Raw genomic sequence first — 15,327 nt, forward strand, 5'->3', positions numbered from 1 at the left:
GCCGATGGTACTGCCCTGGAGACGGGGTGGGAGAGTAGGTCGCCGCCGGACAACCATTCACCAAAGGCCCACCCCACACGGGGTGGGCCTTTGGCGTGCCTGTGACCTACCGGGCAAGACCCCACGACCCAGCTCGTGGGATGATGAACGTCAGTGCATATCGAAGGGACACCGCTGTGAACGACAGCCCAGAACGTCACGCCGACGACCGCGACCGTAGGTCTTCCGGGGCAGGGCGGTCCGGCGACACCGGTCGTTCCTCCGGCTCACAGGGCCGTGGTCAGGGAGCCCCCCGTCGCGAAGGTTCGGGCGGCAAGCCGCCCCGCGCCGGCGGCGTCCGTCGTCCGGACTCGGGTGAGCGTCGCTCCTACGGCGACCGCCCGCAGTCGGGTGGCGGCTCCTACGGCGGCGAGCGCAAGAGCTATGGCGACCGCTCTCAGTCTTCGGGCTCCGGTGAGCGCCGCTCTTACGGTGACCGTCCCCAGTCTTCGGGCTCGGGTGAGCGCCGTTCCTACGGCGACCGTCCCCAGTCCGGTGGCGGTTCCTACGGTGGTGGCGAGCGCCGCTCTTACGGCGACCGTCCCCAGTCTTCCGGCTCGGGTGAGCGCCGCTCTTACGGCGACCGTCCCCAGTCTTCCGGCTCGGGTGAGCGCCGCTCGTACGGCGACCGTCCCCAGTCCGGTGGCGGTTCCTACGGTGGTGGCGAGCGCCGCTCTTACGGTGACCGTCCCCAGTCTTCCGGCTCGGGTGAGCGCCGCTCTTACGGCGACCGCCCGCAGTCCGGTGGCGGTTCCTACGGTGGTGGCGAGCGCAAGAGCTACGGCGACCGTCCCCAGTCCGGTGGCGGTGAGCGCCGCTCCTACGGTGACCGTCCGCAGTCTTCCGGCTCGGGCGAGCGCAAGAGCTACGGCGACCGTCCGCAGTCGGGTGGCGGCTCCTACGGCGGCGAGCGCAAGAGCTATGGCGACCGCTCTCAGTCTTCGGGCTCCGGTGAGCGCCGCTCTTACGGTGACCGTCCCCAGTCTTCGGGCTCGGGTGAGCGCCGTTCCTACGGCGACCGTCCCCAGTCCGGTGGCGGTTCCTACGGTGGTGGCGAGCGCCGTTCCTACGGCGACCGTCCCCAGTCCGGCGGTGGCTCCTACGGTGGTGGCGAGCGCCGCTCTTACGGCGACCGTCCCCAGTCTTCCGGCTCGGGTGAGCGCCGCTCTTACGGCGACCGCCCCCAGTCCGGCGGTGGCTCCTACGGTGGTGGCGAGCGCCGCTCTTACGGCGACCGTCCCCAGTCTTCCGGCTCGGGCGAGCGCCGCTCTTACGGCGACCGTCCCCAGTCCGGTGGCGGTTCCTACGGTGGTGGCGAGCGCCGCTCTTACGGCGACCGTCCCCAGTCCGGCTCGGGCGAGCGCCGTTCCTACGGCGACCGTCCCCAGTCCGGTGGCGGTGAGCGCCGTTCCTACGGCGACCGTCCGCAGTCCGGTGGTGGCGAGCGCAAGAGCTACGGCGACCGTCCGCAGTCCGGTGGTGGCGAGCGCAAGAGCTACGGCGACCGTCCGCAGTCCGGTGGTGGCGAGCGCAAGAGCTACGGTGACCGCCCGCAACGTTCGACCGATCAGGGAGAGCGTCAGTCGCGTCCTCCGCAGGACCAGCGTCACGCGGGCCCGGAGATCGACGAAGCGGTGCAGTTCTCGGACCTCGACCGTGACGTGCGGGGCCGTCTGCGCACCCTGAGCAAGGAGAACGCGACGGTCGTCGGACGCCACCTGGTCATGGCCGGGAAGTTGATCGACACGGACCCCGAGCTCGCCTACGAGCACGCTCAGGCTGCCGTCCGCCGAGCAGGCCGCGTCGACGTGGTCCGTGAGGCCGCCGGCCTGACGGCCTACCAGACGGGCCGGTACGCCGAGGCGCTGCGTGAGCTGCGCACCGTTCGCCGCCTCAACGGTTCCTCGGAGCACCTCCCGATCATGGCCGACTGCGAGCGAGGCCTCGAGCGCCCCGAGCGCGCCCTCGCCCTTGCCGCCTCCGAGGAGGCGAGCACGCTCGACGCGCACGGTCGTACCGAGCTCGCGCTCGTCGTGAGCGGTGCTCGTGCCGACCTCGGTGAGTTCGAGGCCGCTCTGGCGGTCCTCGACCAGATCCCCGCTGCCGAGGCGCAGGGCGACCTCGCGCTGCGAGTCCTCCAGGCCCGCGCCAGCGTCCTCGAGGCTGCAGGTCGTCTCGACGAGGCCGCCGCGATCCTCGCGGACGTCGACCCCCGCGCACTCGCCGCGGCACTCGGCACGTCGCTCGACGACGAGGTCGTCGTGTACGACCTGACCGAGGACGCCGTCGAGCTCGACGAGGACGAGTCCGAAGAGGACTCTGACGAGGCCGATGCCGCGCCGTCCGACGAGGACGAGACCGACGGGTCGGACTCCGACGCCCCCGACACCGAGGCCGCGCCCACGGACGAGACGGACGCTGCGGCGTCGGGCACGGAGAACGACGAGGAGAGCAAGTGAGCCTGGGGCTGATCGCGAGCGACATCCCGCTCGCAGAACGCTACGACCTGGCCCTCGTCGACCTCGACGGTGTCGCCTACCGCGGCCACGAGCCCATCCCGAACGCCGCCACCGGCCTCGGGGGGGCCCGTGCCGCGGGCATGCGTCTCGTCTTCGTGACGAACAACGCCTCGCGCGAGCCGCAGTCGGTCGCCTCCCAGCTCACCGAGCTGGACATCCCCACGTCCTCGGACGAGGTCATGACGGCCGCTCAGGCCGCCGCCGCGCTCCTGCGGACCCGGCTCGAGCCCGGGGCTCGGGTCCTGGTCGTCGGCGGGGCGGGCCTCTTCACGGCTGTCCACGACGCGGGCTTCGTGATCGTCGAGAGCGCGGACGAGGAGCCCGTCGCGGTCGCGCAGGGCTTCGCGCCCGAGCTCGGCTGGGCACAGCTCGCCGAGGCCGCGTACGCGATCCAGCGGGGCGCCTGGCACGTCGCGAGCAACCTCGACCTGTCGCTGCCGACGGCCCGTGGCTTCGCGCCCGGCAACGGCTCGCTCGTGCGGGCCGTCCAGGCAGCCACGGGGGTCGAGCCGTCGAGCGCGGGCAAGCCCTCGCCGACCATGTACCACCTCGCGGTCGAGCGCGCGGGGGCGTCGTCCCCTCTCGTCGTCGGTGACCGTCTCGACACCGACCTCGCCGGTGCGCGCTCGGGCGGGTACCCGGGCCTGCACGTCCTGACCGGTGTCAACGGGGGCCGCGACGCGGTCCTCGCCGAGCCCGGCCTGCGCCCGCACTACATCGGCGCCGACCTCCTGAGCCTCCTGGAGCCCCACGAGGCACCGGTCCAGGCTGGCGAGGGCTGGTGGACGAGCGGCCCGTCCGCCGCGCGCGTGACCGACGGCGCGCTCGAGCTGACGGGTCCCCAGGGCGTCGACCTGATCCGTGCCGCGTGCGGCGCAGCCTGGGCGACGGTCGACGCAGGCGGCACGGTGGATGCGGACACCGTCCCCGAGCTCGCTGTCGGTAACCCCTGAGATCCTGTCCTGACCGGTAGCGTTGCACCGGTGCGGTGACGCGCGGCCTCCCGCCGTGTCCCACCTCACCGGTGCGACGCACCCGACCCTGGACACGGACTGGAGGAACACGCATGGCGCAGGACACCGTCGACGACGGCGCTCCCACCCCGACCCCCGTCCCCACCCCCGGAGACGTGTGGACCGGCGCGACGCCGTCGGGCGACGAGACCACCCACGACGCGGTCACCGCGGCCCTCGGCCGGCTCGACGAGCTGACCGACGCGCCCCTCGAGCACCACGTCACCGTCTTCGACGCGATCCACGAGGCACTGCAGGACCGCCTCGCGGACGCGGAGGACTGAGCGTGAGCGCACGCGTGGACGCCGAGCTCGTCCGCCGCGGGCTCGCCCGCTCACGCGGGCGTGCCGCGGAGCTGATCGACGCCGGACGCGTCAGTCTCGACGGACGCGTCGTGGCCAAGCCCTCCCTGCCGGTCCGGCCCGACCAGGAGATCCTGGTCGACCCCGACCCCGCCGACCAGGGGTACGCGTCCCGTGCCGCGTTCAAGCTGGCCGGCGCGCTCGACGCCGTCCGGGCAGGCGCGCCTGGGCTGGCTCCACGCATCGAGGGGGCCCACGGGCTCGACCTCGGGGCCTCGACCGGCGGGTTCACCGACGTCCTGCTGCGCCGGGGGGCGCGCGGGGTCGTGGCCGTCGACGTCGGGCACGACCAGCTCGTCCCCTCGCTGCGGGACGACCCGCGCGTCTCGGTCCGCGAGGGCTTCAACGTGCGCGACCTGACCCCGGACGACCTCGACGTCACGCCCGACGTCGTCGTCGCGGACCTGTCCTTCATCTCATTGCGACTCGTGCTGCCTCCCGTGGCCGCGGTCGTCGGCCCGGGCACCGACCTGCTCCTCATGGTCAAGCCGCAGTTCGAGGTCGGCCGCGAACGGCTGGGCACCGGGGGAGTGGTCCGTGACCCGGCGCTGCACGCGCGTGCCGTGCTCGACGTGGCGCTCGACGCTGAGGGCCTGGGCCTGCGCCCGCTCGGCGTGATCCCGAGCCCGCTGCCGGGCCCCAGCGGCAACCGGGAGTTCTTCCTGTGGCTGCGCCCCGACCCGCGCCTCGGTGACGTGGCAGGTGGTGCCCACCGTGCCGCGCTCGAGAACGCGGTCGAACAGGCAGTCTGCTCGCCGCTCGGCGAGCAGCCTCTCGTCGCGCTGGTCGGTGAACCCGCCGAACCTGACGGCGTCCGGCCCGCCGACCTGACAGACTCGCACACGGCGCCCGGCGACCAGTCGTCGCCGCGCGTCGGCGCGACCGACCACCTGGTCCGTGCCGCCGGCACGGACCAGCACCGATCGACCGGAGGAGCCCTGTGACCAGGAGAGTGCTGATCGTCACGCACGGTGGACGACCCGAGGCGGTCGTCGCGCTGCACGAGGCGGTCAAGGAGCTCCAGGACGCGGGCTTCGAGGTCGGGCTGCACGACGACGACCTCGCCGAGACGTTCGGCGACCACATGGCCCAGCTCCGCACGCGCGAGGGCGTCGCCGAGTCCGAGGTCGTCATGGTCCTGGGCGGCGACGGCACCATCCTGCGCGCGGCCGAGCTCACGCACGGCACCGGCGTCCCGCTGCTCGGCGTGAACCTGGGGCACGTCGGCTTTCTTGCGGAGGCCGAGCGTGAAGGGCTGCACGCCGCGGTCCAGCGCCTGGCCGCGCACGACTACGTGGTCGAGGAACGAGGCGTCCTCGAGGTCCGCGTCACGCTGCCCGGCGAGGACGAGCCGCGCGTCGGCTGGGCCCTCAACGAGGCCACGGTCGAGAAGGCGTCCCGCGAGCGCATGATCGAGGTGGCGATCGGCGTCGACGGCCGCCCGTTGTCCTCGTTCGGCTGCGACGGCGTCGTCATGTCCACCGCGACCGGGTCCACGGCGCACGCCTTCTCGGCCGGAGGGCCCATCGTGTGGCCCGACGTCGACGCCATGCTCCTCGTCCCGCTCGCCGCGCACGCACTGTTCGCCCGGCCCCTCGTGGTGGGGCCCTCGTCGACGTTCGCGCTCGAGCTGCTGCAGCGCTCCGCAGGCCCTGGCGTCCTCACGTGCGACGGGCGCCGTCGCATCGACCTGCCCGCGGGTTCGCGCGTCGAGGTCCGGCGCGGTGACTCGCCGATCCGGCTCGCCCGCCTGAGCACCGCGCCGTTCACCGACCGGCTGGTCTCCAAGTTCTCCCTGCCGGTCGTGGGGTGGCGCGGTCGGGTGGCCGAGGACGCCGCCGAGGCCGCCCGCGTCGCACGCCAGGCCGCGACCGCGGCCGTCGACGCGGCCAAGCGGCCCGACGGCGGGCACCCGACCGCACCCGACCCGAAGGGGGAGTGACCGTGCTCGAGGAGATCTCGATCGAGAACCTGGGCGTGATCCGTTCCGCCCGCGTCCCCCTGCACCCGGGACTGACCGTCATCACGGGCGAGACGGGCGCGGGCAAGACCATGGTCCTCACCGGCCTCGGCCTCCTCATGGGCGGCAAGGCGGACCCGTCCACCGTCCGCCCCGGCGCGACCGGTGCCGTGGTCGAGGGGCGCCTGCGCGTGAGCGGGCGCGACGCCGTCGGGCAGCGGATCGACGAGGCCGGCGGCAGCGTGGACGACGACGGGACCGTCGTGGTCCTGCGCACCGTCGCGGCCGAGGGCCGCTCGCGCGCGCACCTGGGCGGACGCAGCGTGCCCCAGGGCGTGCTCGCAGAGATTGCCGACGACCTCGTGACCGTCCACGGGCAGGCCGACCAGCTCCGGCTGCGGACCCCGAGCCACCAGCGCGCGGCCCTCGACGCGTTCGCGGGCCGCGCCCACGCGGCGCTCCTCGAGGAGTACCGCGCGGCGTGGACCGAGCGCAGCGGGCTCCTCGAGGAGATCGCCGACCTGACCACGCGCGCCCAGGAGCGCGCGCGCGAGGCCGAGCTGCTGCGCATCGGGCTCACCGAGATCGAGCGCGTGGACCCCCAGCCGGGGGAGGACACCGAGCTCACGTCGCTCGTCGCGCGCCTCGGCAACGCCGAGGAGCTGCGCCTGGGGGCGCAGGCCGCGCACGACGCGCTCGTCGGTGACGACGCGCTCGACGGGGGCGACGTCCCCGGCGACGCAACCTCCGCCGTCGAGCGGGCTCGTCGCGCGCTCGAGACCGCGAGCCACCTCGACCCGAGCCTCACCGGTCTCGTCGAACGGATCGCCGGGGTCGGGTACGCCCTCGCGGACATCGCGACCGAGGTCTCCGGCTACGTCGAGGACCTCCAGGCAGACCCCGGGGGCCTCGAGCAGGCGCACACGCGCCTGGCCGCGCTGAGCGCCCTGACCCGTACCTACGGCGAGACGATCGACGACGTCCTGACCTGGGCCAGCGACGCCGGGCTGCGCCTGCTGGACCTCGACGACGGCGGAGAGCGCCTGCGCTCGATGACCGAGCGCGCCGACGAGCTCACGGCGCTGCTGTCCGCGCTGGGCGCGCGCATCACCGCGTCACGCGTCGAGGCGGGCGAGCGGCTCGCGCACGCCGTGACCGAGGAGCTCGCGGGCCTGGCCATGGGCGGCTCGCGACTCGAGGTCGACGTGACGCCCGCCGACGAGCCAGGCCCGTGGGGCGCCGACGTCGTGACCCTCTCGCTCGTCCCGCACCCGGGTTCGCCGCCGCGCCCGCTCGGCAAGGGGGCCTCGGGCGGTGAGCTCTCGCGCGTCATGCTCGCGATCGAGGTCGCGCTGGCCACGTCGGGCACCGACGCCGGGACCGACGCCGCCGCGCCGCTGCCCACGTTCGTGTTCGACGAGGTCGACGCGGGGGTCGGCGGCCGTGCCGCGGTCGAGGTCGGTCGACGGCTCGCCTCGCTCGCGCGGTCCGCGCAGGTGATCGTCGTGACGCACCTCGCACAGGTGGCCGCGTTCGCCGACTCCCAGCTCGTCGTGACCAAGTCGCACGGCGGCGCCGACGGAGCCGATCCCGTCACAGTCACGGGCGTGCACGAGGTCACGGGCGAGGAGCGCGTCCGCGAGCTGGCGCGCATGCTCTCCGGGCAGGACGAGTCGGACGCGGCCCGTCAGCACGCGCTCGAACTGCTCGAGTCCTCGGTCGTGGGACGATAGCCGCGATGAGAATCAGTCTGCGCAGATCCACGTCCGACGTGACGGAGCCGGGAACCAGCGGCCCCGCACGAGTCGATGCCCGCACCAAGGCGCTCACCAAGAGGCTCAAGCCCGGTGACGTCGCCGTCATCGACCACCTCGACATCGACCGCGTCGCGGCGGACGCCCTGGTCACCGCCAAGCCGCTCGCGGTGCTCAACGCTGCGAAGTCGATCTCGGGGCGCTACCCGAACCTGGGCCCGGAGATCCTCGTCGACGCCGGGATCATCCTCATCGACGACCTCGGCACCGGCATCATGAGCATCTCCGACGGGCGCGAGCTGCGCCTCGAGGACGGAAAGGTGTTCGCGGGCGAGGACCTGCTCGCAGAGGGCGTCCGCCAGACCTCCGAGACCATCGCGGTCAGCCTCGACGAGGCGCGCGCGGGGCTCTCCGAGGAGATCGAGCGCTTCGCCGAGAACACCATGGACTACATGCGCCGCGAGCGCGAGCTCCTGCTGGACGGCGTGGGCGTGCCGGACATCCGCACCGTGATCGAGGGCCGGCAGGTCCTGATCGTCGTGCGCGGCTACCACTACCGCGAGGACCTCGCGACGCTGCGCCCCTACATCAAGGAGTACCGGCCGATCCTGATCGGCGTGGACGGCGGCGCGGACGCGATCATCGACGCGGGCTGGAAGCCCGACATGATCGTGGGCGACATGGACTCCGTCTCGGACCGCGCGCTCGCGTGCGGGGCCGAGATCGTGGTGCACGCCTACCGCGATGGCAAGGCTCCCGGCCTCGAGCGCGTCCAGGCACTCGGCGTCGAGCCCGTGGTCTTCCCGGCGACGGGCACGAGCGAGGACATCGCCATGCTCATGGCCGACGACAAGGGAGCCGAGCTGATCGTCGCGGTCGGCACGCACGCGACACTCGTCGAGTTCCTCGACAAGGGTCGGTCGGGCATGGCCAGCACGTTCCTCACGCGACTGCGCGTGGGCGGCAAGCTCGTCGACGCCAAGGGCGTCTCGCGCCTGTACCAGCACCGGATCTCCAACCTGCAGCTGACCTTGCTCTCGCTCGCCGGGCTCTTCGCCGTGATCATGGCGATGTGGTCCACGGCCGCAGGGCAGACGGTCTTCGGCATCGTCGGTGCCCGCTTCGACGACTTCACCTCGTGGATCGGCGCACTGTTCGGGGGCGCATGAGCCCCGGACCCTACGCTCCCACCACCTCCCTGACGCGCGCCGCCCGCACGTCGCCCCGCACGGACACGAAGGACGCAACAGCACAGTGATCGACTTCAGGTACCACATCGTCTCGTTGATCTCGGTCTTCCTGGCGCTGGCGGTCGGGATCATCCTGGGCGCCGGACCGCTGCAGGGCGCGATCGGCGACCAGCTGACCGGGCAGGTCGAGCAGCTGCGCCTCGAGCGCAACGAGCTGCGCGACCAGCTCGACGCGACGAACCTCAAGGTCGCCGACGACCAGGAGTTCATCGTGGCCTCGGGCCCGCAGCTCGTCGCGGGCACGCTCCAGGACCGCCGCGTCGCCGTGGTGGACCTCGGCGACGTCGACGGCGACCGCTTCGAGGCCGTGCAGGAGCAGCTCGAGGGCGCCGGCGCGAGCATCGTCGGACACGTCCGGCTCAACGGCGCGTGGACCGACAAGAAGCAGGAGGATGCGCGCAAGGCGACGGCCACCGAGATCACCGACCTCGTGACGGGTGTCACGGAGTCCGGGACGGACGAGAAGCTGGCCGCGGGGCTCGCGACGTCGCTCACGGCGAAGCAGCTCGCGGCTCCGGAGGAGCGCACCCCCGAGGCCGTCCAGATCGAGCTCAAGCTCGCCCAGGCGGAGCTCATCGAGGTCGTCCAGGAGCAGGACGTCCCTGCGGACGTCGTCCTGCTCCTGGCGCCGCAGGGCAAGGCCGCCCCGGTGACCGACACCACGACCGGGGCCGCAGCCGAGGAGGCCGACACCTACGCGGTCTCGATCGAGGTCCTGCTCGCGCAGGCGGCCCAGGCTCGCTCGGAGGGCTCGCTCGTCGCGGGCTCGACGCCGGTGCCGGGTGACCTGATCTCCACGATCACGGCCGATGCCGACCTCGCGGCTGTCCTGTCGACCGTGAGCGGCATCGAGGCTCCGGCCGGCCAGATCTCGGTGCCGCTCGCCCTTGCTGCCCGCATCGGGGACAAGGTGGGTCAGTTCGGGTTCGAGGAGGGCGCGACCGCGGTCATCCCGCCGTCCGTCCAGCTCCCCCCGGTCGACCGCACTCCCGCAGGGGCGCCCGACACGCCGCTCGGCACCGAGGGCACCGACGGCGCCGGGACCACCGGCGAGACGACCGAGGGCTGAGCGATGGGGACCTTCTTCCGCGCCCTCGGGGCAGGCGTCGTGGCGGCCGTCGTGACCGGCGGGGCGCGCAGCGTGCTGGACACGGTCTCGCCCGGTGGGCCCGACCGCTGGACGCGCACCAACCACCGGGGCGAACCCATCAGCCTGCTCGAGGGGCCCGCGGTGGCCGCGGGCCTCGTCGCGGGCGCTCTCGTCGCGGGACCCGACGCCCGCACCCGGACGGCGACCGCGCTCGCGACCGCCGGGGGCGGAGCGTTCGGTCTGGTGGACGACCTCGTGGAGGACACCTCGACCCGGACCAAGGGCATCAAGGGACACGTCGGCGCGCTCCTCAAGGGCCAGGTCACCACAGGGGGCCTCAAGGTCCTCGGGATCGGGACGACGTCCCTCGCCGCAGCCTTCGTCGGCACGCGCAGGACCGGTTCCACGTTCGGCTACCTGACCGACGTCGCGGTCAACGGCTCGATCGTGGCGCTCAGCGCCAACCTCTTCAACCTGCTCGACCTGCGGCCCGGGCGCGCGCTCAAGTCGGGGGCGGCGCTCGCGCTGCCCCTCGCGGTGACGCCCGTGGGCGCCACGTCGGGTGCCGTGCTCGGTGCGGCCGTGGCCGCCGCGCCCGGAGACCTGAGCGAGCGAGACATGCTCGGCGACGGGGGAGCGAACGCCCTGGGCGCGCTCGTGGGCACCCAGGTCGCGTTCGGGACGCCGCGGGCCGTGCGTCTCCTCGCGCTCGCCGGGGTCCTGGGACTCAACGTCGCGAGCGAGAAGGTCAGCTTCTCGAAGGTCATCGACGGCAACCCGCTGCTGCGCCGGTTCGACCAGTGGGGTCGGCGCCCTGCGGCTCCCGCCGCTCGCCCGACGCCGTCGGCCCCGTCCGCGGCTTCGCCCGTCGACGAGCCGTCGTCCGGTCAGGACGCACCGGCTTGAGCGAGGACGTGACGCCGGGCCGGGACACCGCGCCCGCGCCACGCCCTGCGCGCGCCTCCCGGGTGCGCGCGGGGACGCAGACGCTCGCGGGCGCGGCCCTCATGATCACGGCCGTGACGATCGCGAGCCGGCTCGTGGGCTTCGCCCGCTCGCTGGTCATGGCGTGGGCGGTCGGAACTCCAGGGGTGGGCGCGGCGTACACGTCGGCCAACGTCCTGCCCAACGTCCTGTTCGAGGTCGCGGCCGGCGGTGCGCTCGCAGGCGCGGTCGTGCCTCTGCTCGCTGGTCCCATCGCGCGAGGCGCCCGGGTCGACGTGTCGAAGATCGCGTCGGCGCTGCTGGGGTGGACCCTCCTGGTCCTCGTGCCGATCGGCGCGCTGCTCGCGGTGCTCGCCTACCCGATCGCTCACGTCCTGATGGCCACCAAGCACCCGGAGCTCGTCGACGTCACGGCGCTGTTCGTCCGGGTCTTCGCGCTGCAGATCCCTCTGTACGGCATCGCGGTGATCCTCGGGGGGATCCTCCAGGCGCACAAGCGCTTCTTCTGGCAGGCGTTCGCGCCGCTCGTCTCGAGCGTCGTGGTCATCGTGGTGTACCTGGTGTTCGCGGGCATGGCTGACGGGAACCAGGCGGACGTCGCTGCACTGTCCACGGACGCGATCGCCTGGCTGGGCTGGGGGACGACGCTCGGGGTCGCGGCGCTGGCCCTGCCTCTGGTCGTCCCCGTCGCCCGAACCGGGACGCGGCTGCGCCCGACCCTGCGCTTCCCCGGCGGCGAGGGCGTCCGGGCCCGCAACCTGGCGTTCGCCGGGGTGGGGGCGCTCGTCGCGCAGCAGGTGTCGGTGCTCGCGGCCATGTACGCGGCCACCAACTTCGGTCCTGAGGAGACGTTCCCGACGTACTTCTACGCGCAGCAGGTCTACCTGCTGCCGTACGCGGTGCTCGCGTTCCCGCTCGCCACGAGCGCGTTCCCGCGCCTGGCCGAGCACGTCGCGCAGGGGAGCCACGAGCTCTTCGACCGGTTGCTGGCGTCGACGACGCGGACCCTGCTGCTGGTGTCGGGTGTGGGCGTGGCCGCACTCGTCGCGGCCTCGGCCGCGGTCGAGGCGGTCTTCGCCGTCGTCACCGTCGGGTCCGTCGACGGTCTGGGAGCGGCCACCGCCGCGATGGCGCCTGGCATCGTGGGCTTCGCCCTGATCCTGCACCTGTCGCGCGCGCTCTACGTCCTGGACCGTCAGCGCGCGGCCGTCGCGGGGACCGCGGCCGGTTGGGTGGTCGTCGCGCTGCTGGCCGTCGCGGGCCCGGCGACGCTCGGCGCGGGCGACCAGGTGCGGGTGCTGGCGCTCCTCGGCCTCGCGACCGCGGTGGGCATGACCGTCGCGGGCCTCCTGCTCCTGCTCGCGGTGCGCCGTCACGCGGGCCCCGAGGCGGTGCGCGGCGTGCCTCGTACCCTGGCGGTGCTGGTCGTGGGTGTGGCGCTCGGCGGTGCGGCAGGCCGGGGACTCAGCGCGGTCCTCCTGCCCGACGACGCGCACGTCGCCGTGGCGCTCGCCGTGGGAGTCGGGGCTGCGCTGGTCGCGGCCGTGCTCGTCGTCGGACTCGCGTTGGTCGCGGACAGGTCGTCGGTCGTCGGGCTGGTGCGTCGTGGCCGGGGGAGCGCTCCGAAGGTCGCGGACCCGAGCTAGTCGTGGGGAGCTCGTCCGTCGGTCGCTGATCGACCTGCCCCTTCGGTCGACCGGAGCGGCGGGCTCCGCCGTCGGGACCGCGTGCTTCCGCGGTTGTCCGGCACACCGCCGGCACCTGGCGCAGACTGGTGGACGAGCGCCCGACTGAGAGTCATCCCACGCTGGATCCGGAGCGCCCCCGACAAGTCGCTGATAGCATGGAGTTCCGTGGCAGATCACCTGAACAGACCCCTCGCCGTCAACGGCGGCCGCTCGGACCACAGCACCCGGCACATCTTCGTGACCGGCGGCGTGGCCTCCTCTCTCGGTAAGGGGCTGACGGCTTCGAGCCTGGGTCGCTTGCTCCGATCCCGTGGCCTTCGCGTCACGATGCAGAAGCTCGACCCCTACCTCAACGTCGACCCGGGCACCATGAACCCGTTCCAGCACGGTGAGGTCTTCGTGACCGAGGACGGCGCCGAGACGGACCTCGACATCGGTCACTACGAGCGCTTCCTCGACGTCGAGCTCCCGGCCTCGTCCAACGTGACGACAGGCCAGGTCTACTCGCAGGTCATCGCCAAGGAGCGTCGTGGCGAGTACCTGGGCGACACGGTGCAGGTCATCCCGCACATCACCGACGAGATCAAGTCGCGCATGCGCGCCCAGGCGGGCGAGGACGTCGACGTGATCATCACGGAGATCGGCGGCACGGTCGGCGACATCGAGTCCCAGCCCTTCCTCGAGGCCGCCCGTCAGGTCCGACACGAGCTGGGCCGCGACGACGTCTTCTTCCTGCACGTCTCGCTGGTGCCGTACATCGGCCCGTCGGGCGAGCTCAAGACCAAGCCCACGCAGCACTCGGTCGCGGCTCTGCGCTCGATCGGTATCCAGCCGGACGCGATCGTCCTGCGCGCGGACCGCGTGGTCCCCGAGCCCGTCAAGCGCAAGATCGCGCTGATGTGCGACGTGGACAACGAGGCCGTGGTCAACGCGATCGACGCCCCGAGCATCTACGACATCCCGCGCGTGCTGCACTCCGAGGGCCTCGACGCGTACGTCGTGCGCCGCCTGGGTCTCGCGTTCCGCGACGTGGACTGGGACGGGTGGTCGCAGCTCCTCGAGCGCGTGCACCAGCCCGAGCACCAGGTCGAGGTCGCGCTCGTCGGCAAGTACATCGACCTGCCGGACGCGTACCTGTCCGTGACCGAGGCGCTGCGTGCGGGTGGATTCGCCAACGACGCCAAGGTCACCATCCGGTGGGTCCCGTCCGACGAGTGCCAGACGCCCGAGGGGGCCGCGGACGCGCTCGGCGGCGCCGACGCGATCCTGGTCCCGGGCGGGTTCGGCGTGCGCGGCATCGAGGGCAAGCTCGGCGCGCTGCGCTGGGCCCGCGAGAACCGGATCCCGACGCTCGGCATCTGCCTGGGCCTGCAGTCCATGGTCATCGAGTACGCGCGCAACGTGCTCGGCATCGAGGACGCGTCGTCGAGCGAGTTCGACCCGGAGAGCAAGAACCCGGTCATCGCCACGATGGAGGAGCAGCTCGCGATCGTCGACGGTGCGGGCGACCTGGGCGGCACCATGCGCCTGGGCTCGTACGAGGCCGCGCTGACGCCGGGCTCCGTGGTCGCCACGACCTACGGCGCGGAGTCGGTGACCGAGCGTCACCGCCACCGCTACGAGGTCAACAACGCCTACCGTGCGCAGCTCGAGGAGGCCGGCCTGGTCATCTCCGGCACCTCGCCCGACTCCTCGCTCGTCGAGTTCGTCGAGCTTCCCCAGGACGTGCACCCGTATTACGTGAGCACCCAGGCGCACCCCGAGTTCAAGAGCCGTCCGACGCGCGCCCACCCGCTGTTCGCGGGACTGGTCGCGGCGGCGCTCGAGGCCCGGACGGCCTGACGTGACGGTCCGCCCGCTCGCTGACGTCCCGGTCGCCCGGGACGTCAGCGAGGCGCGCGTCCTGCACGCGGGACGCATCTTCGACCTTCGCTCGGAGCAGGTCGACCTGGGCGAGGGCGGCGTGGTGACGCGCGAGTTCGTCGACCACCCCGGGGCGGTCGCGATCGTCGCTCTCGACGAGGACGAGCGGGTCCTGCTCCTGCACCAGTACCGTCACCCGGTGCGGCGCGAGCTGTGGGAGCCGCCGGCGGGTCTCCTCGACGTGGACGGCGAGGACGCGCAGGTCGCGGCCGCGCGCGAGCTGCTCGAGGAGACCGACCTGCGCGCGGCACGCTGGGACGTCCTCGCGGACTACTACACGACCCCGGGCGGCAGCAACGAGGCCCTGCGGGTCTTCCTCGCGCGGGACCTCTCCGAGGTGCCTGCGGCCGAGCGCCACGTGCGCGAGGCCGAGGAGCTCGGCATGGAGCTGCGCTGGGTCCCGCTCGACGAGGCGGTGTCCGCGGTCCTGGCCGGGGACCTGCACAACCCGTCGGCCGTCGTCGGGGTCCTGGCGGCTGCTGCCGCGCGCGCGACCGGGTGGTCGTCGCTGCGCCCCGCGGACAGCCCGTGGCCCGAGCGGCGCGGGGGAGACCCCCGCGCCTGAGGCGCGCACCGCGGAACAGCACACGAGGGCCCGACGGCGTCACGCGCCGTCGGGCCCTCGTCGCACCTCGGGCCCGCGGCCCGCGCCCGTGGCCGAAAGGTTTAGGTGCGTTGACCCCGTGTCCCGCCGGCCGCAGTGTCCAGGTGTGTCGCCCCGCATCACCGACGATGTGGGAGCGCTTCCAGCCCGCGAGGACGACGCCGTCCCGCGGACGAGCGC

At 73.2% G+C, this 15,327-nt stretch carries 12 protein-coding genes; all 12 read left to right on the forward strand.

Going from position 1 to position 15,327, the window contains the following annotated elements; genetic code table 11:
* The first annotated feature begins 176 nt into the window (after positions 1 to 176).
* The 12 genes from ACIPWA_RS18575 to ACIPWA_RS18630 all read left to right on the forward strand — a co-directional run bounded on the left by ACIPWA_RS18575 (position 177) and on the right by ACIPWA_RS18630 (position 15,108).
* Positions 177 to 2,498, forward strand: a complete 2,322-nt coding sequence (locus ACIPWA_RS18575) for a hypothetical protein (protein ID WP_400292075.1) — start codon at positions 177 to 179, stop codon at positions 2,496 to 2,498.
* On the forward strand, positions 2,495 to 3,511 hold the full coding sequence (locus ACIPWA_RS18580) for an HAD-IIA family hydrolase (RefSeq protein WP_400292078.1): 1,017 nt from the start codon (positions 2,495 to 2,497) through the stop codon (positions 3,509 to 3,511). Before ACIPWA_RS18575 ends, ACIPWA_RS18580 begins: the two co-directional genes overlap by 4 nt.
* A gap of 113 nt (positions 3,512 to 3,624) precedes the next feature.
* Entirely contained in the window at positions 3,625 to 3,855 is a 231-nt protein-coding gene (locus tag ACIPWA_RS18585; protein ID WP_400292080.1) for a hypothetical protein, read from the forward strand.
* A gap of 2 nt (positions 3,856 to 3,857) precedes the next feature.
* The gene (locus ACIPWA_RS18590) at positions 3,858 to 4,877 is read left to right on the forward strand and encodes a TlyA family RNA methyltransferase (RefSeq protein WP_400292082.1); all 1,020 of its coding nucleotides are present in this window, start codon (positions 3,858 to 3,860) and stop codon (positions 4,875 to 4,877) included.
* A complete protein-coding gene (locus ACIPWA_RS18595) occupies positions 4,874 to 5,875 on the forward strand; it encodes an NAD kinase (protein WP_056647241.1) in 1,002 nt (333 codons plus the stop codon). Before ACIPWA_RS18590 ends, ACIPWA_RS18595 begins: the two co-directional genes overlap by 4 nt.
* 2 nt (positions 5,876 to 5,877) lie before the next feature.
* A complete protein-coding gene (gene recN, locus ACIPWA_RS18600) occupies positions 5,878 to 7,626 on the forward strand; it encodes a DNA repair protein RecN (protein WP_400292237.1) in 1,749 nt (582 codons plus the stop codon).
* Positions 7,627 to 7,631: 5 nt separating this feature from the next.
* Positions 7,632 to 8,816: a putative cytokinetic ring protein SteA gene (gene steA, locus ACIPWA_RS18605; protein WP_400292084.1), complete on the forward strand. Its 1,185-nt coding sequence runs from the start codon at positions 7,632 to 7,634 to the stop codon at positions 8,814 to 8,816.
* 85 nt (positions 8,817 to 8,901) lie between these two features.
* Positions 8,902 to 9,966 carry a copper transporter gene (locus ACIPWA_RS18610; protein WP_400292086.1) on the forward strand — a complete coding sequence of 355 codons (1,065 nt, stop codon included), beginning with the start codon at positions 8,902 to 8,904 and terminating at the stop codon, positions 9,964 to 9,966.
* A 3-nt stretch (positions 9,967 to 9,969) separates the two neighbouring features.
* Positions 9,970 to 10,893, forward strand: coding sequence for a hypothetical protein (locus tag ACIPWA_RS18615; protein WP_400292088.1), 924 nt, complete (start codon positions 9,970 to 9,972; stop codon positions 10,891 to 10,893).
* The gene (gene murJ, locus ACIPWA_RS18620; RefSeq protein ID WP_400292090.1) at positions 10,890 to 12,578 is read left to right on the forward strand and encodes a murein biosynthesis integral membrane protein MurJ; all 1,689 of its coding nucleotides are present in this window, start codon (positions 10,890 to 10,892) and stop codon (positions 12,576 to 12,578) included. Before ACIPWA_RS18615 ends, murJ begins: the two co-directional genes overlap by 4 nt.
* Positions 12,579 to 12,785: 207 nt before the next feature.
* Complete coding sequence (locus ACIPWA_RS18625) at positions 12,786 to 14,462, forward strand: CTP synthase (RefSeq protein ID WP_056647229.1); 1,677 nt, start codon at positions 12,786 to 12,788, stop codon at positions 14,460 to 14,462.
* 1 nt (position 14,463) lies between these two features.
* Positions 14,464 to 15,108, forward strand: a complete 645-nt coding sequence (locus tag ACIPWA_RS18630; protein ID WP_400292093.1) for an NUDIX domain-containing protein — start codon at positions 14,464 to 14,466, stop codon at positions 15,106 to 15,108.
* The last annotated feature ends 219 nt before the right edge of the window (positions 15,109 to 15,327 follow it).

The sequence above is a fragment of the Oerskovia enterophila genome, from assembly GCF_044748475.1.
In the GTDB taxonomy this organism is placed as follows: domain Bacteria; phylum Actinomycetota; class Actinomycetes; order Actinomycetales; family Cellulomonadaceae; genus Oerskovia; species Oerskovia enterophila.

Bases quoted from the DNA above. Each gene is read 5' to 3' on its own strand.
- ACIPWA_RS18585 (WP_400292080.1), top strand. From the start codon at position 3,625: ATGGCGCAGGACACCGTCGACGACGGCGCTCCCACCCCGACCCCCGTC.
- steA (WP_400292084.1), top strand. From the start codon at position 7,632: ATGAGAATCAGTCTGCGCAGATCCACGTCCGACGTGACGGAGCCGGGA.
- ACIPWA_RS18615 (WP_400292088.1), top strand. From the start codon at position 9,970: ATGGGGACCTTCTTCCGCGCCCTCGGGGCAGGCGTCGTGGCGGCCGTC.